Origin of the sequence: Stenotrophomonas sp. 2YAF26 (assembly GCF_052114625.1) — a bacterium.
In the GTDB taxonomy this organism is placed as follows: domain Bacteria; phylum Pseudomonadota; class Gammaproteobacteria; order Xanthomonadales; family Xanthomonadaceae; genus Stenotrophomonas; species Stenotrophomonas indicatrix.
Genome location: NZ_JBFRFC010000005.1, coordinates 145,583 through 167,279, shown reverse-complemented (window position 1 = coordinate 167,279; position 21,697 = coordinate 145,583). Strand labels below are relative to the sequence as shown.

At 65.2% G+C, this 21,697-nt stretch carries 19 protein-coding genes; 10 read left to right on the top strand and 9 right to left on the bottom strand.

What is annotated here, in order from left to right; genetic code table 11:
- Positions 1-74: 74 nt before the first annotated feature.
- The gene (locus AB4Y98_RS07645) at positions 75-2,882 is read right to left on the bottom strand and encodes a TonB-dependent receptor domain-containing protein (RefSeq protein WP_442244087.1); all 2,808 of its coding nucleotides are present in this window, start codon (positions 2,880-2,882) and stop codon (positions 75-77) included.
- Between the two features lie 360 nt (positions 2,883-3,242).
- The gene (locus tag AB4Y98_RS07640; protein ID WP_442244086.1) at positions 3,243-6,038 is read right to left on the bottom strand and encodes a TonB-dependent receptor domain-containing protein; all 2,796 of its coding nucleotides are present in this window, start codon (positions 6,036-6,038) and stop codon (positions 3,243-3,245) included.
- A 215-nt stretch (positions 6,039-6,253) separates the two neighbouring features.
- On the opposite strand from AB4Y98_RS07640, the gene apbC reads away from it, so the two are divergent.
- Positions 6,254-7,108, top strand: a complete 855-nt coding sequence (apbC, locus tag AB4Y98_RS07635; protein ID WP_025876115.1) for an iron-sulfur cluster carrier protein ApbC — start codon at positions 6,254-6,256, stop codon at positions 7,106-7,108.
- 79 nt (positions 7,109-7,187) lie between these two features.
- The gene (gene dcd / locus AB4Y98_RS07630; protein ID WP_025876117.1) at positions 7,188-7,754 is read left to right on the top strand and encodes a dCTP deaminase; all 567 of its coding nucleotides are present in this window, start codon (positions 7,188-7,190) and stop codon (positions 7,752-7,754) included.
- A gap of 126 nt (positions 7,755-7,880) precedes the next feature.
- Here the strand turns inward: dcd and AB4Y98_RS07625 are convergent, their stop codons facing one another.
- From AB4Y98_RS07625 to AB4Y98_RS07615, 3 genes are read right to left on the bottom strand one after another with little or no spacing between them, the layout of a single operon-like run.
- Complete coding sequence (locus AB4Y98_RS07625; RefSeq protein ID WP_025876120.1) at positions 7,881-8,048, bottom strand: LiaI-LiaF-like domain-containing protein; 168 nt, start codon at positions 8,046-8,048, stop codon at positions 7,881-7,883.
- Between the two features lie 15 nt (positions 8,049-8,063).
- The gene (locus AB4Y98_RS07620; RefSeq protein ID WP_032975033.1) at positions 8,064-8,486 is read right to left on the bottom strand and encodes an HIT domain-containing protein; all 423 of its coding nucleotides are present in this window, start codon (positions 8,484-8,486) and stop codon (positions 8,064-8,066) included.
- Positions 8,483-9,154, bottom strand: a complete 672-nt coding sequence (locus AB4Y98_RS07615; protein WP_442244085.1) for a dienelactone hydrolase family protein — start codon at positions 9,152-9,154, stop codon at positions 8,483-8,485. The genes AB4Y98_RS07620 and AB4Y98_RS07615 overlap by 4 nt, the downstream gene beginning before the upstream one ends.
- A 203-nt stretch (positions 9,155-9,357) precedes the next feature.
- Here AB4Y98_RS07615 and rimO point away from each other — a divergent pair, with 203 nt between their 5' ends.
- A complete protein-coding gene (gene rimO / locus AB4Y98_RS07610; RefSeq protein WP_025876127.1) occupies positions 9,358-10,719 on the top strand; it encodes a 30S ribosomal protein S12 methylthiotransferase RimO in 1,362 nt (453 codons plus the stop codon).
- Positions 10,716-11,534, top strand: coding sequence for a DUF3025 domain-containing protein (locus AB4Y98_RS07605; RefSeq protein ID WP_312106847.1), 819 nt, complete (start codon positions 10,716-10,718; stop codon positions 11,532-11,534). The genes rimO and AB4Y98_RS07605 overlap by 4 nt, the downstream gene beginning before the upstream one ends.
- A gap of 43 nt (positions 11,535-11,577) precedes the next feature.
- On the opposite strand, the gene greB is transcribed toward AB4Y98_RS07605, so the two are convergent.
- A complete protein-coding gene (gene greB / locus AB4Y98_RS07600; protein ID WP_032975018.1) occupies positions 11,578-12,093 on the bottom strand; it encodes a transcription elongation factor GreB in 516 nt (171 codons plus the stop codon).
- Between the two features lie 84 nt (positions 12,094-12,177).
- Positions 12,178-13,683, bottom strand: coding sequence for a helicase HerA-like domain-containing protein (locus tag AB4Y98_RS07595; RefSeq protein ID WP_223495970.1), 1,506 nt, complete (start codon positions 13,681-13,683; stop codon positions 12,178-12,180).
- A 122-nt stretch (positions 13,684-13,805) separates the two neighbouring features.
- Here AB4Y98_RS07595 and AB4Y98_RS07590 point away from each other — a divergent pair, with 122 nt between their 5' ends.
- The gene (locus AB4Y98_RS07590; RefSeq protein ID WP_363732401.1) at positions 13,806-15,416 is read left to right on the top strand and encodes a transglycosylase SLT domain-containing protein; all 1,611 of its coding nucleotides are present in this window, start codon (positions 13,806-13,808) and stop codon (positions 15,414-15,416) included.
- 23 nt (positions 15,417-15,439) lie between these two features.
- Positions 15,440-15,874: a ribonuclease E inhibitor RraB gene (locus AB4Y98_RS07585; protein ID WP_442244084.1), complete on the top strand. Its 435-nt coding sequence runs from the start codon at positions 15,440-15,442 to the stop codon at positions 15,872-15,874.
- Here AB4Y98_RS07585 and asd read toward each other — a convergent pair.
- Together asd and AB4Y98_RS07575 are read right to left on the bottom strand one after the other, a co-directional pair.
- Complete coding sequence (gene asd, locus AB4Y98_RS07580; protein ID WP_442244083.1) at positions 15,763-16,605, bottom strand: archaetidylserine decarboxylase; 843 nt, start codon at positions 16,603-16,605, stop codon at positions 15,763-15,765. The two genes, AB4Y98_RS07585 and asd, sit on opposite strands and share 112 nt — an antisense overlap.
- Positions 16,602-17,252, bottom strand: a complete 651-nt coding sequence (locus AB4Y98_RS07575) for an SCO family protein (RefSeq protein WP_032975016.1) — start codon at positions 17,250-17,252, stop codon at positions 16,602-16,604. Before AB4Y98_RS07575 ends, asd begins: the two co-directional genes overlap by 4 nt.
- A 123-nt stretch (positions 17,253-17,375) precedes the next feature.
- Here AB4Y98_RS07575 and prmB point away from each other — a divergent pair, with 123 nt between their 5' ends.
- The 4 genes from prmB to AB4Y98_RS07555 all read left to right on the top strand — a co-directional run bounded on the left by prmB (position 17,376) and on the right by AB4Y98_RS07555 (position 21,554).
- Positions 17,376-18,305, top strand: coding sequence for a 50S ribosomal protein L3 N(5)-glutamine methyltransferase (prmB, locus tag AB4Y98_RS07570; RefSeq protein WP_313251991.1), 930 nt, complete (start codon positions 17,376-17,378; stop codon positions 18,303-18,305).
- Positions 18,302-19,405: a chorismate synthase gene (gene aroC / locus AB4Y98_RS07565; protein WP_223495965.1), complete on the top strand. Its 1,104-nt coding sequence runs from the start codon at positions 18,302-18,304 to the stop codon at positions 19,403-19,405. The genes prmB and aroC overlap by 4 nt, the downstream gene beginning before the upstream one ends.
- Positions 19,398-20,435 carry a 2-hydroxyacid dehydrogenase gene (locus tag AB4Y98_RS07560; RefSeq protein WP_442244082.1) on the top strand — a complete coding sequence of 346 codons (1,038 nt, stop codon included), beginning with the start codon at positions 19,398-19,400 and terminating at the stop codon, positions 20,433-20,435. Before aroC ends, AB4Y98_RS07560 begins: the two co-directional genes overlap by 8 nt.
- A gap of 90 nt (positions 20,436-20,525) precedes the next feature.
- Positions 20,526-21,554 (top strand): aspartate-semialdehyde dehydrogenase, encoded by a 1,029-nt coding sequence (locus AB4Y98_RS07555; protein ID WP_025876149.1) that lies wholly within the window; start codon positions 20,526-20,528, stop codon positions 21,552-21,554.
- Positions 21,555-21,697: the final 143 nt, after the last annotated feature.

Sequence of the window (21,697 nt, the reverse complement as noted above, 5' to 3'; positions counted from 1 at the left end):
TCTTCCGTCTCAATTGACGGGCATGAAAAAGGCCCCGCCTAAGCGGGGCCTCCCGGGCAGCGCGGGCGCGGCGCTTACTTCCCGCCGAACTCGTACTTGGCCTGCACGTAGACCGCACGGCCGTAGGGGTTGTAGATGCTGCTGTTGTACGGTGCGCCGATGTTGCCGGCGTAGCTGTGGGCCTGGCCGTCGGGCATCTTGTTGAACACGTTGTTGACCATCATCGACAGCGTCAGGTTGTCCATCGCCTGGTAATTCACGCTCAGGTTGTAGGTGGTGTACGAGCCCCACTTGCCGGCCTCGTAGCCGGACGGATGCACGTAGTCGTAGCCCTTGCCCAGGTATGCCATGCGGTTGGGCGTCTTGCCGATGTAGTTGAAGTACACGGTGGTGGTCCACTTGTCCTTCGCCCAGCCCACCGCACCGTCGGCACGCACCTTGGCGTACTGGTCGTAGTTCCACATCGCGTACGGGTCGCGCAGCAGGTCCAGGTACTCGTCGCCCGGCTGCGGCTGCAGTTCGCGCTTGATCATGTTGGTGTAGTTGCTGGAGAACTGCAGCGCACCGAAGCGGCCGATGTCCTGCACGTACTTGAAGCTGGCCGTGACCGCCTGCAGGTTCTGGCTGGCGATGTTCATCTTCGGCGTGTAGATCTGCTCCAGCTTGCCGGTGCCATCGCGGGTGATCCAGTCGCTCACGTTCTGGCAGCTGGCCGAGGTGTTGTTGGTCTGGCCGTTGCGGCAGTAGTACTCGGCCAGCAGCAACTGGTCGGAACTGAGGGTGTTGACCTCGTTCTTGATCTTCCAGTTGTAGTAATCCACCGACACCGACAGGTTGTTGATGGGGGCCCACACGATGCCCGCGTTCCAGACGTCGGCGGTGATCGCTTCCAGCTCGGGGTTGCCGGACTGCTCACCGAACACCGATTCGTTGGCATACGGGCAGCCAACCGTGTCGCTCGGGTTGAAGCCGAGCTGGCCACAGCGGTAGTAGTCGACCGAACTGTTGGCGTAGTACCCGCTGCGGCCCTGGAAGGCGTCGGACAGGCTGGGCGCGCGGAAGGCGGTGCCGTACTTGCCGCGGAACAGCAGGCTTTCAATGGGACGGAACTCCACGCCGATGCTGTAGGTCGATTTGTCGACGGTCTTGTCGGCGATCTTGAACGCGTCGTAGCGGCCCGAGGCGGTCACGGTCAACGACTCCAGCAACGGCATGCGCAGTTCGCTGGTCAGTGCGTAGTTGCTGCGATGTCCGGCACCGGCCACCGAGGTGGTGCCCCACACGCTGCCGTCCAGCAGGCGCTGGTCGGGGGTATACGACCAGCCTTCGCTGCCTGCTTCGGCCACCACTGCCAGGCCGGCATCGCCACCGGGCAGCTTGAACAGCGAACCATTGGTGATCTGCGCGCGGCCCAGGTTCTGCCAGGTGCGGCTCTTGTTGTAGGTGAAACCGGTGAAGGTCTGGAAATCGCCGGCCGGCAGCGGCGAATAGAACGCGCCCCAGTTCGGGTTGTAGATGTTGTAGCCGTCGTCGGTGACGCCCAGCACCGGACCCAGCACGCGGTCTTCGAAGTAGCTGTCGATCTCATTGGCCCAGCGCGCGAAGCTGCGCTCGGTCAGCTTGTACTCGCCACGGCTGAAGCTGGCGCTGTAATCCCAGTTGCCAACGTTGCCGCGCCCGCCCAGAGTGATCTGGTAGGCCTTGTTGCGATCGGTGCTCATGGTGTCGCGGTAGCCGGCGGCGCTGATGTCCTCCGGCGCGAACGCGCGCTGCAGGTTCATGTATTCGCCACTTGCCTGGTCGACGAACGCACCGAAGCCGACATCGCTGCCCCAGAAGGCGTAGCCCGAACCGGCGTTGTACTGCACTTCTTCCAGGCTGTAGAGCGCGTCTGCGAACAGCTGGAAGTTGTCGTTGACGTCGAAGGACATCGACGAATAGATCTGGCTGCTTTCCTTGCCGTTCTTCAGCGTCTTGTAGCCGGCACTGAAGGGCGAGCCACAGGACTCACCGGTAGCGCGTGTGCCCAGTACGGTGGTGCCGCCGAACTGGCCGGCGACGTTGGCGCAGCGGCTCGGGTCCATCATCACGTAAGCGTTCTGCTGGCCCGGCAGGTAGACCAGGAAGTCGTTGGTCGGAACCTGCGGCGTATAACCCTTGGTGTTGTTCTGCTTGGTCAGGTCGCGCTGGTAACCCCAGATCGGGCTGCTCTTCTCGTACTGCACGTTGACCAACGCGTGGAAGCGATCATCGAATGCATTGAAGCCATGCGCGCCGCTGACGCGGAAATCGTTGCCGCCACCCTCGGTGTAACCGCCGCCGCGCACGTTCAGCACGCCGCCGTCCATGCGGTCCTTGAGGATGATGTTGACCACACCGGCGATCGCGTCCGAGCCGTACAGCGAGGACTGCCCACCGGGCAGGATCTCGATGCGCTCGACGATGTCGATCGGGATGCCGCTGAGGTTGTTGAAGGTGTCGCTGCCGTTGTAGAGAGCGGGGTAGGACAGCATCGGCCGTCCATTGATCAGGTACTTGGTGTAGCTCGGGCTGAGGCCGAACATGCCCGAGGCTTCAGCGCCCTGGGTGAACGAAGCGGAGGTCTGGCCGCCCTGCAGGCCACCGGTGGTCAACGAGTTCTGCTGCAGCACCTCGGCAACGCTGGTGAAGCCGCGGGTCTGGATGTCCTCGGCGGTGACGGTCAGTACCGGCGTGTGGTTCTCGATCTGCGTCTGCGGGATCAGTGAGCCGGTGACGGTCACGCGTCCGAGATCGGTGGGGGTGTTGTCCTGGGCGAGCGCGATCGCGCTGCTGCTGGCCAGGATCAGGCCGCTGAGGACGGCGCGGGTGAGCGGGTGACGCGGGAAGCCATTGCGAGACATGCGGTACTCCGTGTGGTCGTGAGAAACGCGTTTTCCCTTTCCTGGGAACTCATGGATGGTTCAGCAGCCCGTGGACGCAGAAAGGCGGCGTTTTTCGAACGTAACACACGCTTAACTTGTTTTTCGCGGAGTTGTCGCGCTCTCGCAATCGCTCGTTTCGAGTTAATAAAAATATATTTAAAAACAATGCGTTACGAAATTGGTACGAATTTGCCGAGTTTGGCTTAATGAATATCCCGTAAATCATTGGATATTTAACAATCGAGATGTTCATGCGCTGATCGATGCATATGCGCCGGCAAAAAAAAGGCCCCGCCGAAGCGGGGCCTGGTCCGGAATCAAACCCGGAAAACGACGGGATTACTTGCCGAAGTCGTACTTGGCCTGCACGTACACGGTGCGGCCGTAGACGTTGTACAGGTAGTTGTTGAACGGCGTGCCGGAGGTGCCCTGGTAGCTGTGGGCCTGCTGCTCGGGCATCTTGTTGAACACGTTGTTGACCATCAGCGACAGGGTCAGGTCATCCTGCACGCGGTAGTTAACGCTCAGGTTGTAGGTGGTGTACGAAGCCCACTTGCCTGCCTTGTAACCCGACGCACCATGGGTGTACTCATAGCCGTTCAGGCCCGCCAGGTAGTTCGGGGTGTGGCCGATGTAGTTCGCGTACAGCGTGGTGGTCCACTTGTCCAACGACCAGGCCACCGACGCGTCGGAACGGACCTTGGCGTAGCTGTCGTAGTTCCACATCGACTTCGGGTTGCCCAGCAGGTCCTGGAAGTCCTCACCCGGCTGCGCCTGCACTTCACGCTTCAGCATGTTGGTGTAGTTGCCCGAGACCTGCAGCGAACCGAAGCGGCCGATGTCCTGCAGGTACTTGAAGCCGACGGTCACGGCCTGCAGGTTCTGGCGGGCCACGTTCATCTTCGGGGTGTACAGCGAGCTCAGGTTGCCGGCCGAATCACGGGTGACCCAGTCAGCCACGTTCTGGCAGGTAGCCGAGGAGCCGTTCGGCAGGCCGTTGCGGCAGTAGTACTCGGCCAGCAGCAGCTGGTCGGTGCTGGCCGTATCGACTTCGTTCTCGATCTTCCAGTTGTAGTAGTCGGCCGAGATCGACAGGTTCGCCATCGGCGCCCAGACGATGCCCGCATTCCAGACGTCAGCGGTGATCGGCTCCAGGTCCGGGTTGCCGGCACGCTCGGAGTAGACCGAGACGCTGTCCGCGTAGCGGCAGGCGTCGGTGTTACCCGGCACGTAGCCCAGCTCACCGCAACGGTAGTAGTCGGTGGAGTTGGCAGCGTAGTAGCCGCTGCGGCCCTGGAACGCGTCAGGCAGGGTCGGCGCGCGGAAGGCGGTGCCGTACTTGCCGCGGAACAGCAGGCTTTCGATCGGACGGAACTCGACACCGACGCTGTAGGTGGCCTTGTCGACGGTGTTGTCTCCGATCTTGAAGGCGTCATAGCGACCGGAAGCCGTCACCGTCAGCGACTCCAGCAGCGGCATGCGCAATTCGCTGGTCACCGCGTAGTTGCTGCGATGGCCATTGCCGGCAACAGCCGACGAACCCCACACATCGCCGTCCAGCAGGCGCTGGTCCGGGCTGTAGTCCCAACCTTCGCTGCCACCTTCGACGACCACGGCCAGGCCGGCGTCGCCGCCCGGAAGCGAGAACAGCGAGCCATTGGTGACCTGGGCACGAGCCATGTTCTGCCAGGTGCGCGCATGGTTGGTGGTGTAACCGGTGAAGCCGGCGAAGTCTTCCGGCGCGATCGGCGAATAGAACGCGCCCCAGTTGGTGTTGTAGATGCCGAAGCCATCCTTGGTGCCGAGCTGCGGGCCCAGTACCTTGTCAGCGAAGTAGCTGTTGATGGCATTGCCGAAGCGCTGGAACTTGCTTTCATCCAGGCGGTACTCGCCGCGGGTGAAGCTCAGGCTGTAGTCCCAGTTGCCGACCGCACCCTTGCCGCCCAGGGTGACCTGGTAGGAACGGCTCTTGTCGTTGTTCAGGATGCCCTTGTAGCCTTCGCCGCCGATATCTTCCGGAGCGAACGCGCGCTGCAGGTTGACCAGCTTGCCCGACGTCTGGTCATAGAAGCCACCCATGCCGCTCTTGGTGCCCCACCACAGGTAGTTCGAACCGGAGGTGTATTCGGTCTTTTCCTTGCTGTACAGCACGTCGGCGAACAGCTGGAAGTTGTCGTTCACATCGAAGGTCATCGACGAATAGAACTGGCCGCTGTCCTTGCCGTTCTTCAGGGTCTTGTAGCCTGCGCCGAACACCGAACCGCAGGACTGGCCGGTCGGGCGGTTCGCCAGCACGGTGGTGCCATCGAACTGGCCGGCGACGTTGGCGCAGTTGCTCGGGTCCATCATGTACAGCGCATTGGTCTTGGCGTCGATGACGGCGAAGTCGTTCGACGGCAGCTGTGCGGTGTAGCCGTTGGTGTTGTTCTGCTTGGTCAGATCACGCTGGTAGCCCCAGATCGGGTTGCTGCTTTCGATCTGCACGTTGACCAGTGCATTGAAGCGGTTGTCCAGCGCCGAGAAGCCGTGTGCGCCGCTGATGCGGAAGCTGTTGCCGCCGCCTTCAGTGGTGGTGCCGCCACGCACGGACAGGCTGCCGCCTTCCATGTGGTCCTTCAGGATGATGTTGACCACGCCGGCGATCGCATCCGAACCGTACAGGGAGGACTGGCCACCCGGCAGGACTTCGATGCGCTCGACGATGTCGATCGGAATGCCGCTGATGTTGTTGAACGCGTCGCCGCCGTTGTACAGCGCCGGGTAGGACATCATCGGGCGGCCGTTGATCAGGTACTTGGTGTAACCCGGATTCAGGCCGAACATGCCAGCGGCTTCAGCGCCCTGGGTGAACGAAGCGGAGGTCTGGCCGCCCTGGATGCCGCCGGTGGTCAGCGAGGACTGCTGCAGCACTTCGGCGACGCTGTTGAAGCCGCGCGACTGGATGGCTTCAGCGCTGATGGTCATGACCGGGGTCTGGGTCTCGACCTGGGTCTGCGGGATCAGCGAGCCGGTGACGGTGATCTTGTCCAGGTTGGTGGCCTTGTCCTGGGCCATTGCCGGCGAGGCGGCAACCAGGGCGGAGATCAAGGCGACGGCGAGGGTGTTGCGACGTGCGGAATTGCGAAGGTCTTTCATGTAGTTCCGTTCAGAGAGCAAATACGAGTACGGCACTGCGCATGCGCCATCGTGCGTGCTGTAGAACCAGCAACGCAGCCCAAAACCAGTGCCCAGCGAACGTAACATGAACTTAACAATCTGTGCACGAATCTGTAGCAATCCTGAATTTCAGTCAGCGTACGTCCAGCTAGTATGATGTTGGGTTCTTCTTATCGATTCACCCGGAGTCCGCAGTGAACAGTTCTTCCCGTCGTCCGCATGCCAGCCAGGTGCAGAAGGGACTGGCGCCGCATGCGCGCATCCGCAACGTGATCGCGGTGGGCTCGGGAAAGGGTGGGGTGGGCAAGTCGACCACGGCGGTCAACCTGGCCGTCGCACTGCAGCAGCTGGGGGCGCGCGTAGGCGTGCTTGATGCCGATATCTACGGCCCCAGCGTGCCGGCGATGCTCGGCCTGTCCGGTCGCCCGGAAAGCCCGGACAACAAGAGCATCGAGCCGATGCGGGCCTTCGGCGTGGACACCATGTCGATCGGTTATCTGGTCGAGGACGAAACGCCGCTGATCATGCGCGCACCGCGCGCGACGGCGGCGTTGACCCAGCTGTTCGAAGACACGCTGTGGGACGACCTGGACTATCTGCTGATCGATCTGCCGCCGGGCACCGGCGACATCCAGCTGACCCTGGTGCAGAAGATCCCGCTGGCCGGCGCGGTGATCGTCACCACGCCGCAGGACATCGCCACGCTGGATGCGAAGAAGGCGCTGAAGATGTTCGAGAAGGTCGAGGTGCCGGTGCTGGGCGTGGTCGAGAACATGGCCGTGCATACCTGCAGCAACTGCGGTCATGTGGAGCACCTGTTCGGCGAGGGGGGTGGCGAGCGCATGGCGGCGCAGTACGGCGTGCCGCTGCTGGGGTCGCTGCCGCTGCAGATCGGCATCCGCGAGCAGGGCGATGCCGGTACCCCGATCACCGCCGCGCAGCCGGAATCGGCGGCGGCCCAGGCCTACCATCGCGCCGCCCAGCGTCTGGTCGAGGAGGTGGGCAAGCGCCCGCGCGCCTCGATCCCGATCCTGTCCTCGCTGCTGTAAGGGCCTGCTGGCGGGGCTGCGGCGGCGACGCCCGGCCCCCTGTTAGAATCCTCGCGCCCCCTCGCACCCAGGACAGAGCATGAGCATCAAGAGTGACCGTTGGATCCGCCGGATGTCCGAACAGCACGGCATGATCGAGCCGTATGAGGCCGGGCAGGTCAAGCAGGCCAACGGCGAGCGCATCGTCAGCTACGGCACTTCCAGCTACGGCTACGACGTGCGCTGCTCGCGCGAGTTCAAGGTGTTCACCAACATCAACTCGACGATCGTGGACCCCAAGCATTTCGACCCGGGCAGCTTCGTCGACATCGTCGGTGATGAGTGCATCATTCCGCCGAACAGCTTCGCACTGGCACGCACGGTCGAGTATTTCCGCATTCCGCGCGATACCTTGGTGGTGTGCCTGGGCAAGAGTACCTATGCGCGTTGCGGCATCATCGTCAACGTGACCCCGCTCGAGCCGGAGTGGGAAGGCCACGTGACCCTGGAATTCAGCAACACCACGCCGCTGCCGGCGCGCATCTACGCCAACGAAGGCGTGGCGCAGATGCTGTTCTTCCAGTCCGATGAAGTGTGCGAGACCTCGTACAAGGATCGTGGCGGCAAGTACCAGGGCCAGACCGGTGTGACCCTGCCGCGCACCTGACAGCTTGCGTCAGCGCGTATCGGTAGCGCCGGGCCATGCCCGGCGTTTCCGTTTGTGGGGCCGCGCTGCGCTTGCCGGGCATGCCCCGGCGCTGCAGGACAAAGGCGGCGCATGCGCCGCCTTTGTTTATTTGCCGCGACCGAACAGGATCGCGATGCCTACGGCGACCAGGCCGAGCGGCCACCAGGTCAGCAGCAGGCGAGACAGGTTCAGGTTGGTCCAGCCCAGGTTGCTGGCCAGCATGAACAGGCCGATCAGGATCAGCAGGATGGCGGCGACGATATTGAATCGCATCGGGTCGGCACTGGCTCAGGAATGGGCCGGATATCCTAGCCGTTCCTTCCAGTAGGCGACATGCTGGTCCAGTGCAGCCGGTTCATAGCGGTGCGCCGGACCGCTGCCCCAGACCGGTCCCGGCCACGCCGGATCGCCGTCGTGGCGGCCGATCACGTGGAAATGCAGCTGGCGTACGATGTTGCCCAGCGCGCCGATGTTGATCTTCTCCACCCCGTCTGAACCGTGCAGGGCCTTGCAGGCGCGGTTGAGCTCGGTGCGCAGCTTGTCCTGCTGCTCGCCGTCCAGCTCGATCCACTCGGTCACCCCGGCCAGACGCGGCACCAGGACCAGCCAGGGGAATCGTTCGTCGTTCATCAGTCGCACTTGCGACAACGGGCCTTCGGCCACCAGCACGCTATCGGTGGCCAGGCGTGAATCGAGTTCGAAATCGCTCATCCAAGATGCTCCGAGAAGAAGTCCAGGGTGCGTTGCAGCGCCAGGGCGGCGCTGTCTGGATCATACGCATGTCCGACCTCGCGGTTGAAGGCATGGTCGGCCGGATAGACGTAGGTCGCCATCTGCGGCAGCTTCTCACGGTGCGCCTGGATCGCCTCCGGCGGGATGCTCTTGTCCTGCGCGCCGAAGTGGAACATCACCGGGGCCTTCGGCGTCTCGTCCAGGAACTGCACGTTGCGCGCGCCGTAGTAGCTCACCGAGGGCAGGCCCAGGCGCAGCGCGGACAGCAGGGCGACGCTGCCACCCCAGCAGTAGCCGACCGTGCCGACCTTTCCATGCGGTGCCAGCCGGGTTGCCGCGGCGCGGACCACTTCCAGTGCCTTTTCCATGCCCAGCGCGGTAACCCGCTCCAGCCCATCCTTCACTCCCTCGGGGGTGTAGGGCAGGGCATCCGGGTCGGCCTCGGGGCCGTCGACCAGGTCGAAGAACGACGGCGCCAACACGGCGTAGCCCTCGGCCGCGAATCGCTCAGCGACGCTGCGGATGTGCGGGTTGGCGCCGAAGATCTCCTGTACCACCACCAGGCTGCCGCGCGGGGCTCCTTCGGGCAGGGCCTGCCAGGCGCGGACCGGGCCGTAATGCGTATCCAGGGTGATCCATTCGGACATCGGGGGTACCTCGTTGCAGGGGCCAGGCCTGCATTGTCGATGCTGGGCGGGTTAGCGCGATGTCAGCGGTTGTGCGGAATCGGGCGGCTCATGATTCAGAGGCGGCCGTTCAACCCCGGTATACTGGCGCCCCTTCAGGCCCCGGCCCCCAGGTCCCCCTGCCATGCCGGCAGGGGCCCAGGCCCCCAGAGTCCCGCGATTCCATGTCCCAGCTGAACCCCAAAGTCGGCTTCGTCAGCCTTGGCTGCCCGAAGGCCCTCGTCGATTCCGAGCGCATCCTCACCCAGCTGCGGTCGGAAGGCTACGACATCGTCCCGTCCTACGATTCGGCCGACGTGGTGGTGGTCAACACCTGTGGCTTCATCGATTCGGCGGTGACCGAATCGCTGGATGCCATCGGCGAGGCGATGAACCAGAACGGCAAGGTCATCGTCACCGGCTGCCTGGGCAAGCGCCCGGAGCAGATCCGCGAGGCGTACCCGAACGTGCTGGCGGTGTCCGGGCCGCAGGATTACCAGAGCGTGATGGAAGCGGTGCATGCGGCGCTGCCGCCCAAGCACGACCCGTTCGTGGATCTGGTGCCGGACTACGGCATCAAGCTGACCCCGCGCCACTACGCATACCTGAAGATTTCCGAAGGCTGCAACCACCACTGCAGCTTCTGCATCATTCCGTCGATGCGCGGCAAGCTGGTCTCGCGTCCCGTGGACGAGGTGCTGCGCGAAGCCGAGCGCCTGGTGCGCGGCGGTGTGCGCGAACTGCTGGTGGTTTCGCAGGACACCTCTGCCTACGGCGTGGATGTGAAGTACGCCGAGAAGATGTGGCGCGACAAGGCCTACCAGACCCGCCTGAAGGCACTGTGCGAAGGCCTGTCCGAACTGGATGCGTGGGTGCGCATGCACTACGTCTATCCGTATCCGCACGTCGATGACGTGGTGCCGTTGATGGCCGAGAACCGGATTCTGCCGTATCTGGACATCCCGTTCCAGCACGCCAGCCCGCGCATCCTGCGCCTGATGAAGCGCCCCGGCGCGGTCGAGAAGACCCTGGAGCGCGTGCAGAACTGGCGCCGCATCGCGCCGGACATCACCGTGCGTTCGACCTTCATCGTCGGTTTCCCGGGCGAGACCGAGGCCGAGTTCGAAGAGCTGCTGTCCTTCCTGGACGAAGCGCAGCTGGACCGCGTCGGTGCATTCGCCTACTCGCCCGTCGAGGGCGCCACGGCCAACAACCTGCCGGATCCGGTGCCGGAGGAAGTGAAGCAGGAACGACTGGCGCGCTTCATGGAGAAACAGGCGCAGATTTCGGCTTCGCGTCTGGAAGCCAAGATCGGCACGGTGCAGCAATGCCTGGTCGATGCCATCGAAGGCGATATCGCGGTGGCGCGTTCCAAGGCCGATGCTCCGGAGATCGACGGCCTGGTGCATATCCAGAACGCAGACCAGGTGGCGTTGCGCGTGGGTGAGTTCGTCGACGTGGAAATCACCGAGAGCGACGAGCACGATCTCTACGGCGACGCACTGCCGCCGACCACGCGCCCGGCATTCGACCTCAAGGTGCTGTGACCGGGGCGGAGGCTGCTGATGGCGGCCCCCGCCGCTTCGTGCCACCGCTGCGTGCGGCGGTGGACAGTGCTGCGTTCGATCATCCGCTGTTTGCCGGTATCGCTGGGTTCGGTGATCTGCTGACGGCAGCGGACTGGCCACGCGTGGTCGATCTGGACGCGCGCCTGGCGCTGCCGGGCAAGCGCTTTGTTGAACAGGATGTGGCATTGCTGGCAGACGGCCTGCATTACGAAACGCGCATTGCCGAAGGGTGCATCGCAACCCGCGCGGGCAACTGGCACGACCTGTTCAATGCCCTGGTCTGGGCACGCTACCTGCCGATCAAGTGCGCACTCAACGCGCAGCAATGCCGGCACATCGAGGGCATGGCCGCAGGACAGCGCAACCGCGCGCAGGCCGCGCTGACCCAGTTCGATGAAACCGGCGTGGTGGTACGCATGCGCGACCCGGCATTGCTTGCAGCCTGGGATGCTCACCAGTGGCGCGTGCTGTTCGAGCCGATCCATTGGCAGTCAGGTCGGATCGCCATCGCCGCAGTATTCGGTCATGCCTTGATGGAACAGGCGCTGCTGCCGGGCCGGCTGCTGGTCGGCAAATGCGTGGTGCTGCAGGGCGATGACGATGTGGACTGCATCGTCACGGTCGCGCGGGCCATCAAGGAGGGCAGGGTGCTGCTCGATCCCTTGGAACTGCGTCCGCTGCCATTGGCGGGCATTCCCGGCTGGCACACCGACCAGGTGCCAGCCTTTTACGCGAACGACGATTATTTTCGTCCGCTGCGCGAAGGGCGCCGCTATCCGCCGCCGCTTCTCTAGAACCGAGCCCATGCCCGGCTGAGCGCCGCTGCCCGCCACAGGCTCAGCCGTTGGCCGCGGTCTCGTACTCCACACCGATCACCGCAAAGGTGTGGTTGCCACTGGGCAGTTCCACTGAAAACTCATCATCCAGGCGCTTCTTCAACAAGGCCCGCGCCAAGGGCGAATCGATGCTGATCCAGCCCAGTCCCGCATCGGTCTCATCCGGCCCGACGATGCGGTAGCGGCTGGTCTGCCCGCTGTCCACGTTCTCCAGTTCCACCCACGCACCGAAGAACACTGCTTGTGGATCAGTCGGCGTGGTGTCGACCACACGCAGCGATTCCAGGCGCTTGGTCAGGTAGCGCACGCGACGATCGATCTCGCCCAGCTGCTTCTTGCGGTAGGTGTATTCGGCATTTTCCGAGCGATCGCCTTCGGCCGCGGCCGCGGCCAGCGCCTTGACCACTTCCGGTCGACGCACCCGCCACAGCTCATCCAGCTCGGTTTTCAGGCGCGCATGGCCGGCGGCGGTGATCAGTGCGGTGCTCTTTTCTGCGGGGGGACGCCAACGCGACATGTAATGCGGCTTCTCGTGCGGAATGAAACAACTACGGCGCGCCGTCGCCGGCGCGCCGCGAAGGTGAAGGTACTATCGGAGCTCTCAGCGCTTGCCGCCGAAGATGCCACCGAGGATGCCGCGCACGATCTGGTTGCCCAGCTTGGTGCCGACCGTACGCGTGGTCTGCTTGGCCATCGTCTCGATCATGCCCTGGCGGCGTTTGGTGCCGAAAATCGCGTCCTTGATCGACTGCCCGAAGCCACCTTCCTGCGCCTCGTCCTGCTCACGGCTGCGCGCGGCGGGCGCATCGGTTTTCTCGACGGCCTTCTGCGCGCGCTGGGCCAGCAGTTCGGCGGCCGATTCGCGGTTGACGGCAGTGTCGTAGCGGGTGCCGACCGGGCTGCCAGCACGCACCTGCGAACGTTCGGTCTCGGTGACCGGTCCCATGCGGCAGCGCGGCGGCGCGATCATCGTCTGCTGCACCGGCATCGGCACGCCCTTGTCCTGCAGCGTGGACACCAGCGCCTCGCCGGTACCGAGCTGGCTGAGCACCTTCACCACATCCAGCTTCGGGTTCGGTACGAAGGTCTCGGCGGCGGTCTTCACCGCCTTCTGGTCGCGCGGGGTGAATGCGCGCAGCGCGTGCTGTACACGGTTGCCGAGCTGGCCGAGGATGTTGGCCGGCACGTCGTCCGGGAACTGCGAGCAGAAGTACACGCCCACGCCCTTGGAACGGATCAGCCGCACCACTTGTTCGATGCGCTGTACCAGAGCGGGCGGTGCATCGTCGAACAGCAGGTGCGCTTCGTCGAAAATGAAGACCAGCTTCGGCTTGTCGAGGTCGCCCACTTCGGGCAGCTGCTCGAACAGCTCCGATAGCAGCCACAGCAGGAAGGTGGAGTACAGCTTGGGCTTGAGCACCAGCTGGTCGGCGGCAAGGATGCCGATGACACCGCGGCCGTCATGGCTGACCCGCATGATGTCGGCCAGTTCCAGCGCCGGTTCGCCGAAGAAATGCTCGCCGCCGTCCTGGGCCAGCCGCAGCAGGGCGCGCTGGATGGCGGCCACCGACTGCGCACTGACCAAGCCGTACTCGGTGGAGATGTCCTTGCGCTCCTCGGCCACCAGGCCGAGCAGGGCGCGCAGGTCGTCCATGTCCAGCAGCAGCAGGCCGCGGTCGTCGGCCAGCTTGAACACGATGTCGAGCACGCCGGCCTGGGTGTCGTTCAATTCCAGGATGCGGGCCAACAGGGTCGGGCCCATCTCGCTCACGGTGGTGCGCACCGGGTGGCCGAGCTTGCCGTACAGGTCCCAGAACACGGTGGGGCTGGCGGCCGGGGCATAGTCGCTCACACCGATCTCGGCCGCGCGCTTGAGCAGGTTCTCGGCGCCGGTACCCGGCACGGCCAGACCGGACACATCGCCCTTCACATCGGCCAGGAACACCGGTACCCCGATCCGCGAGAAGCCCTCGGCCAGGGTCATCAGGGTCACGGTCTTGCCGGTGCCGGTGGCGCCGGCGACCAGCCCATGGCGGTTGCCGAGTTTCGGCAGCAGGGTGACAGCCACATCGTCGGTGATGCCTTTGCCGAGCAGAATCGGATCCATGGTCCAGCCCTTGTGATGAATGTGCCAATGTTAACCGCCGACAGTGACGGGCCGAAGGTCGGCTTGCCCCGACCTTGGCAGCGCCGCTACTCTGCCTGCCTGTTTCATACACAGTGCCACCAATGCCCGTTCCTGTCCTGATTTCCCGCACCTGGCCGCTGCTGGCCCTGGCTGGCCTGGTTTCCCTGGCACCGGAGGCCCACGCACAGCGGGTTTCGGCCCGGGACAAGGTGAAGGTGGATGCACTGCAGCAGCGCATGACTGCAGCCGAGAAGCGCTACAGCGATGCCGTGCTGCTGGTGGCCAACGCCGATCCGAAGGGTCGCAACGAGGCCGATGCCGCGCTGGAGGACATGGAAGATGTCATCAGCGAATGCGTGAAGCAGAAGGGTTGCCAGATGAGCAACATGCTGGCGACCTACAAGCGGCTGCTCAAGCACGACGCCGATGCCGCCGCCGATGATGACGTGGTCGATGAAGCCGGCGACCGCCTGGAGGCCGACCCGGACCATGTCGGCCCGCTGGCTGCGGATGTGCCGGAGGCGGCACGCGCAGCGGCGCTGCTGAACGACAAGCGCCATGCCTTCGACAACATGGTCGAGTACAACCCCGCCGTGCAGGCCGGCATCCGCCGCTGGCTGACCGACATGCGCCCGGCGCTGATGACCACCTACGAGAACTACCAGAACCTGCGCGCGGTGATGTGGCCGGAATGGGAGAAGCGCGGCCTGCCCGAGGCGCTGCTGTTCGGCATCATGGCCAAGGAATCCAACGGCCGTGTACATGCGTCCTCACGTGCTGGCGCCGCGGGCCTGATGCAGTTCATGCCGGCCACCGGCCGCCGCTTCGGCCTCGGCCCGGACGGTACCGGTTTCGATACCCGCTTCGATGCGCGCAGCGCCGCTGAAGCCAGCGCGACGTACCTCAACGAGCGGATGCGTGAGCTCAACAACAACGTCGAACTGTCGCTGGCCGGTTACAACGGCGGTGAGGGCCGCGCAGCGCGCGTCTACAAGCAGTACCCGGGCCAGAGCTTCTGGGTGGACAGCGTCTACAACCAGTTCCCGGGCGAAACCAAGGACTACGTGCCGATGGTGATCGCCGCGTCCTGGATCTTCCTGCACCCCCAGCAATACGGCGTGGAGTTCCCGAAGATCAACGCGCAACCGGCCACCATCCGCCTGGCCCGCTCGACCACGATCTACGAACTGACCATCTGCCTGGGCAGCCATGGCACCCGCGACGGCTACATGCGCGCATTGCGCAACCTCAACCCGCGCTATGAGGCCGATGGCTGGATTCCGGCAGGAACCCTCATCAACGCCACCAACCGCATTGCTGGCCTGTACGCGCGCAACTGCGTCAGCGGCCCGCGTGCCGATCTGGCCCGCACCCTGATCACCGCCGACCTCAATGCCGCGATCGTGCGCCCGAGCGCCGCCAGCTACACCGGCAGCGTGGCCGTGGGCGGGGTGGTGCCGGTGGTCGATCCCAATGCCGCCAGCAGCGTGCCGACCACGCCCGCAGCGCCGTTGGCTGCGCCGCGCCCGGCGCCGGCCCCGCGCGCCAAGCCGGCCCGCAGCTACAAGGTCGGCAAGGGTGAGACTCTGGGCCGGATCGCCGCGAAGTTCCAGTGCGATGTGCCGGTGCTGGCCCGCGCCAATGGCCTCAAGGCCCCCGGCTACAGCCTGCGCCACGGCCAGGTGCTGAAGCTGCAGGGCTGCGACAAATAATCTCTCCGCACTCTGGATATCGCATGGACCTCGAAGACACCCGCAACCTGTTCACCAACCTCCGCGAGAACACCGACTGGGACCTGGATGCCCCGCTGCTGTGGGGGTACTTCTTCGTGCACTCCACCGCCGAGCCGCTGCAGGCACTGGGCACCCACCTGCAGGCGCAGGGCTATGTGCTGGTGGAACTGTTCGAGCAGGAGCCGGAGGACGGTGACGCTGCATTCCACGTGCTGCATGTGGAGCGCGTGGAAGTCCACGACGAAACCTCGCTGGACAAGGGCCGGCAACGCTCGATGCGTTGGATCAACGGAGATGCCGGCCAGCGGCCGGCACTACCGCAGGATCAGCGAAGCTTGGCCAGTGCCTGGCCCAGCTGCACCGGATGTTCGGCATCCAGATGCGGGGCAAATTYGGCCACGCCCGGCGGCAGCAGCACGATCACGGTCGAGCCGTAATTGAAGCGCGCCATCTCTTCGAAGCGCTGCAGCGTGATGCCGCGGCCCCGGTAGTCCTTGCGGGTGATGCGGTCGCCGTAATGCGGAATCTCTTCGCCGCTCCATACCGTTTCCACGCCCGACACCAGCAGCGCACCGACCATCACGCTGACCATCGGGCCGAAGCTGGTGTCGAAATGGCAGACCAGGCGTTCGTTGCGCGCGAACAGGCCGGGCACGTTGTTCACCGCAGCCGGGCCGACGCTGAACAGGCGGCCGGGCACATGCACGGTTTCGCGCAGGGTGCCGGTCCACGGCATGTGCACGCGGTGGTAGTCGCGCGGCGACAGGTACACCGTGGCATACAGGCCCTCGTTGAACGGCTTGGCGTCCTCGGCGCTGCCCAGCAGCTCGGCGGCGGTGAAAGACTGCCCCTTGGCCTGGAAGATGCGCCCGGCGTCGATCTTTCCGAGCTGGCTGATGCGGCCGTCCGCCGGCATCACCAGGCTGCGCGGATCGGCATCGGCCACGCGTGCGCCGGGCTTCAGCGCGCGGGTGAAGAACTGGTTGAAGGTCGGGTAGCTGCGCGGGTCCGGGTTGGCCGCTTCATCCAGGTTGACGTTGAACTTGCGGGTGACCGTGTCGATCAGCCAGCGCGATACGCGCGGGTTGTCCGAGTACGCCAGCGAACGCGCCATCGAGGACAGCAGGCGGTGGGGCAGGACGTACGTCAGGGCGGTGGTCAGACTCATGGGGCGGATTTCTCGGTCAGCTTCTGCAGGTCGCGGGCGATCGCCGGCGCATTGAACGGGGGCCGCACCAGGCCGGCAAGCCGGCCCTGCGGATCGAGCACGGCCAGGCTGGCGGAGTGCTCGAGGGTGTAATCCTCGGGATTCTCGTCGAAGTGCTTGCCCGGCACCTTCTGGAACACGAAGCCCAGCGAGGTGGCAAAGCGCTCCAGCGAGGGAATGTCGGCGGTCGCCGCCAGGGTGTCCTTGTGGAAGCCGTGGGCGTACTCGCCCAGGCGCGTGGCGGTGTCGCGCTCCGGGTCGACCGAGACGAACAGCACGCGCGGGCGCAGGCCATCGGGCAGCGCTTCCCACTGATTCTGCGCACCGGCCAGCTCGGCCAGGGTGGTCGGGCAGACGTCCGGGCAGAAGGTGAAGCCAAGGAATACCAGGGTCCAGTGGCCCTTCAGTTCGCCGGGAATCAGGCGCGTGCCGTCGGACTGGGCCAGGTTGTAGTCGGGCAGGGTGCGCGGCTGCGGGTACAGGGTGATCGCTTCGGTGGCCGGCTGCCCGGCCGGCGGCTTCGGCGCGAACACCTGCTGGGCGGCGAGCAGGCCAAGGCCCGCTGCCAGAGCGATCAGCAGGATGATGCCGACGTTGCGATTGAACATGGGATTCCGCCGCAGGAAGTGGCCACCATCATACCGGCTGCGACTGGATCGTTTCTGCCGCAACGGATGCCGGCGCAGGCGGCAACCCCTATAATCGGGGGCCACTTTGCCCGCAGTACCGCCATGACCGCTGAAACGGCCGCCGAACTCCATACGATCATCGATCTGATCCGCTACGGCACCAGCCGTTTCAACGCTGCGGGCCTGACCTTCGGGCACAGCTACGACAATGCCCTGGACGAGGCCACCCAGCTGGTGCTGCACGGCCTGCACCTGCCGCACGACCTCGGCCCGGCCTACGGCCAGGCGCGCCTGTTGCTGGAAGAGAAGCTGGCGGTGCTGGAGCTGTTCCAGCGCCGCATCGACGAGCGCGTCCCGGCTGCCTACCTGACCGGTGAAGCCTGGTTCGCCGGCCTCAGCTTCAAGAGCGACACACGCGCCCTGGTGCCGCGTTCGCCGATCGCCGAACTGATCGAGTGCGGCTTCGAGCCGTGGCTGGCCGGCCGCGATGTCAACCGCGCGCTGGACCTGTGCACCGGTTCGGGCTGCATCGCCATCGCCATGGGCCACTACTACCCGAACTGGGAAGTAGACGGCGTGGACCTCAGCGATGATGCGCTGTCGCTGGCCGAAGAGAACAAGGAACGCCTGCAGGCACACAACGTGACGCTGCTGAAGTCGGACCTGTTCAACGGCCTGACCGGCCGCCACTACGACCTGATCGTCACCAACCCGCCGTATGTCACCAACGACGAGACCGATGCCCTGCCGCAGGAATACTCCTACGAGCCGGAGATGGGCCTGCGTGCCGGCGACGACGGCCTGGACCTGGTGCTGAAGATCCTGCGCGACGCGCCGCTGCACTTGAGCGAGGACGGCCTGCTGATCTGTGAAGTGGGCGAATCCGAACAGCACCTGATCAAGCTGCTGCCGGAAGTGGATTTCGCCTGGGTCGAATTCAAGGTCGGCCAGATGGGCATCTTTGCGGTCGAGTGCCGCGAGCTGATCGCCCACAGCGCGCGCATCACCGAACTGGCGGCGCAGCGCCCGTGAGCTCCAATTCGTTCGGCAAGCTGTTCACCGTCACCACGTTCGGCGAATCGCACGGGCCGGCCATCGGCTGCGTGATCGATGGCTGCCCGCCGGGGCTGGCGCTGGACGCGGCCGAATTCAGCCACGACCTGCAGCGTCGCGCCACCGGCAAGAGCCGGCACACGTCGGCGCGGCGCGAGGCCGACGAGGTCGAAATCCTGTCCGGGGTGTACGAGGGCCTGACCACCGGCACCCCGATCGCGCTGCTGATCCGTAACACCGACCAGCGCAGCAAGGACTACAGCAACATCGGCCAGCAGTTCCGTCCGGGGCATGCCGATTACAGCTACTGGCACAAGTACGGCATCCGCGACCCGCGCGGTGGTGGCCGTTCCTCGGCACGCGAGACCACCATGCGCGTGGCCGCTGGCGTGGTTGCCAAGAAATGGCTGGCCGAACGCTTCGGCGTTACCGTGCGCGGCTACCTGTCGCAGCTGGGCGAGATCACTCCGGCCGGTTTCGACTGGTCGGTGGTCGAGGACAACCCGTTCTTCTGGCCGCATGCCGCACAGGTGCCCGAGCTGGAGGCGTACATGGATGCGCTGCGCAAGTCCGGCGATTCGGTCGGTGCCTGCGTGGACGTGGTCGCCGACAATGTGCCGCCGGGCTGGGGCGAGCCGATCTACGGCAAGCTTGATGGCGAGCTCGCGGCCGCACTGATGAGCATCAACGCGGTGAAGGGCGTGGAGATCGGCGACGGTTTCGCCAGCGCCATGCAGAAGGGCACCGAACACCGTGACCTGCTGACCCCGCAGGGTTTTGCCAGCAACCATGCCGGCGGCATTCTCGGTGGCATTTCCACCGGCCAGCCGGTGGTCGCCTCGATGGTGCTCAAGCCGACTTCCAGCCTGCGCCTGCCCGGTGAATCGCTGGATACGGCCGGCAATGTGGTGGAGGTAGTCACCACCGGCCGCCATGATCCCTGCGTCGGCATCCGCGCCACGCCCATCGCCGAGGCGATGATGGCCCTGGTGCTGATGGACCAGGCGCTGCGCCACCGCGCGCAGTGCGGCGATGTCGGCACCATCACCCCGCGCATTCCCGGCCAGCTTGATGGCTGATACGCGGCCGACGGTATGGGTGAGCCAGCCGCTGATCGACGCGGCCATCGCGCCGCTGCGCGATCGCGTGCAGCTGCGCACCACCGATACCGTCACCGCCTGGTCGCCGCAGCAGATCGCCGCGCAGCTGGCGGATGTTGACGGGGCGATCATCACCCTCAACGAGCGCATCGGTGCGACCCAGGTCGCCGATGCCGCGCAGTTGAAGGTGATCGCCAATGTCGGCGTCGGCTACAACAATCTGGATGTTGACGCCCTCAGCACCGCCGGCATTCTCGCCAGCAACACCCCGGACGTTCTCACCGAGACCACGGCCGATCTCGGCTTTGCGCTGTTGATGGCCACTGCGCGCCGGATCACCGAATCCGAGCGCTGGCTGCGCGAGGGCCAGTGGGGGCAGTGGTCGTTCCAGACCATGCTGGGTGCCGACATCCATGGCAGCACGCTGGGCATCCTCGGCATGGGCCGCATCGGCCAGGGCATCGCCCGTCGTGGCGCGCACGGCTTCGGCATGAAGGTGCTGTACCACAACCGTTCGCGGCTGCCGGCCGACACCGAAGCCGCGCTCGGCGCGACCTACGTGGATCTGGACACGCTGCTGGCGCAGTCCGACCATCTGTTGACCGTGTTGCCATACACCGCCGCCTCGCACCACATCATCGACGCCGCCGCGCTGGCCAAGATGAAGCCGTCTGCCACCCTGGTGAACATCGCCCGCGGCGGCATCGTTGACGAACTGGCGCTGGCCGATGCACTGGCCAACGGTCGCCTGTCGGCGGCCGGCCTGGATGTCTACGAAGGCGAACCGAACGTGCGGCCGGAACTGCTGGCCCTGCGCAACATCGTGCTGACCCCGCATATCGGCAGCGCATCGCTGGCCACGCGTACGGCCATGGTGCAGATGGCCGTGGACAATCTGCTGGCCGGGCTGGGCCTGGACGGCAGCCCGTCGCGCATGCCGAGCGCGATCAACGCCGACGCGGCCCTTGCCGCGCGCGCGCCCTCGGACAAAAAAAGCGGGAAACGATAGGGAACCTCCGCGCATCCATCCGAGGAGGCTCCCCGAACCCAGCTGTCGTGCGTGAGTTTTCCCCCTTCCCGTTTTCGTGAGAGTTCCCCCATGAGCAATGCACAACGCAGCTTCCACGTCGCCATCGTCGGCGCCACCGGCGCGGTCGGCGAGACCATGCTGGCCATCCTGGCCGAGCGCGATTTCCCGGTCGGCACCCTGAGCCTGCTCGCTTCCGAGCGCTCGGCCGGCGGCGAAGTCGAATACAACGGCAACAAGGTCAGGATCCAGGACCTGGCCACTTTCGACCCGAGTGGCGTGGACATCGCCCTGTTCTCGGCCGGTGGCAGCGTGTCCAAGGAATACGCCCCGAAGTTCGCTGCGGCTGGCGCGGTGGTGATCGACAACTCCTCGGCCTTCCGTTACGACGATGACGTGCCGCTGGTGGTGTCGGAGGTCAATCCGGACCAGGTCGCCAACCGGCCGCGCGGCATCATCGCCAACCCGAACTGCTCGACCATGCAGATGCTGGTCGCGCTGGCACCGCTGCACCGCAAGTACGGCATCGAGCGCATCAACGTGTCCACCTACCAGTCGGTATCCGGCGGTGGCCGTTCGGCACTGGAGGAACTGGGCAAGCAGACCGGCCAGCTGCTGAGCTTCCAGGAAATCGATCCGCAGCGTTTCCCGGTGCAGATCGCCTTCAACCTGATCCCGCACATCGACGACTTCCTGGACAACGGCTTCACCAAGGAAGAGATGAAGCTGGTCTGGGAGACCCGCAAGATCCTGGGCGACGACAGCATCCTCGTGAACCCGACCGCGGTACGCGTGCCGGTGTTCTATGGCCACTCCGAATCGGTGGCGATCGAAACCCGTGACAAGGTGACCGTCGCCGAAGCGCGCGCGCTGCTGGAACAGTCGCCGGGCATCGAGGTGGTGGATCGTCACGAGGCCGGTGGCTACCCGACGCCGGTCACCCATGCCTCGGGCACCGACGCGGTGTACGTCGGCCGCATCCGCGAGGACCTGTCGCATCCGCGCGGCCTGAACCTGTGGATCGTGTCGGACAACGTGCGCAAGGGCGCAGCCCTCAACGCGGTGCAGCTGGCCGAGCTGGTCGCCGCCGAGAAGCGCTGATCCCTGCTGTTGCATGACCGGTAGTGCCGGCCGCTGGCCGGCWGTGCCTTATCGGTGCATGCCCGTGCCTGCCGGCCAGCGGCCGGCATTACCGCAGTCCGCCTCCCCGGTGGGTGCGGACCGTGGTCCGCACGCTTTATAGT

Excerpts from the sequence above, each read along its gene's own strand:
- AB4Y98_RS07645 (WP_442244087.1), bottom strand. The coding sequence starts at position 2,882 with ATGTCTCGCAATGGCTTCCCGCGTCACCCGCTCACCCGCGCCGTCCTC.
- AB4Y98_RS07640 (WP_442244086.1), bottom strand. The coding sequence starts at position 6,038 with ATGAAAGACCTTCGCAATTCCGCACGTCGCAACACCCTCGCCGTCGCC.
- dcd (WP_025876117.1), top strand. The coding sequence starts at position 7,188 with ATGAGCATCAAGAGTGACCGTTGGATCCGCCGGATGTCCGAACAGCAC.
- AB4Y98_RS07625 (WP_025876120.1), bottom strand. The coding sequence starts at position 8,048 with ATGCGATTCAATATCGTCGCCGCCATCCTGCTGATCCTGATCGGCCTG.
- AB4Y98_RS07620 (WP_032975033.1), bottom strand. The coding sequence starts at position 8,486 with ATGAGCGATTTCGAACTCGATTCACGCCTGGCCACCGATAGCGTGCTG.
- AB4Y98_RS07615 (WP_442244085.1), bottom strand. The coding sequence starts at position 9,154 with ATGTCCGAATGGATCACCCTGGATACGCATTACGGCCCGGTCCGCGCC.
- rimO (WP_025876127.1), top strand. The coding sequence starts at position 9,358 with ATGTCCCAGCTGAACCCCAAAGTCGGCTTCGTCAGCCTTGGCTGCCCG.
- greB (WP_032975018.1), bottom strand. The coding sequence starts at position 12,093 with ATGTCGCGTTGGCGTCCCCCCGCAGAAAAGAGCACCGCACTGATCACC.
- AB4Y98_RS07595 (WP_223495970.1), bottom strand. The coding sequence starts at position 13,683 with ATGGATCCGATTCTGCTCGGCAAAGGCATCACCGACGATGTGGCTGTC.
- AB4Y98_RS07590 (WP_363732401.1), top strand. The coding sequence starts at position 13,806 with ATGCCCGTTCCTGTCCTGATTTCCCGCACCTGGCCGCTGCTGGCCCTG.
- AB4Y98_RS07575 (WP_032975016.1), bottom strand. The coding sequence starts at position 17,252 with ATGTTCAATCGCAACGTCGGCATCATCCTGCTGATCGCTCTGGCAGCG.
- prmB (WP_313251991.1), top strand. The coding sequence starts at position 17,376 with ATGACCGCTGAAACGGCCGCCGAACTCCATACGATCATCGATCTGATC.
- AB4Y98_RS07560 (WP_442244082.1), top strand. The coding sequence starts at position 19,398 with ATGGCTGATACGCGGCCGACGGTATGGGTGAGCCAGCCGCTGATCGAC.
- AB4Y98_RS07555 (WP_025876149.1), top strand. The coding sequence starts at position 20,526 with ATGAGCAATGCACAACGCAGCTTCCACGTCGCCATCGTCGGCGCCACC.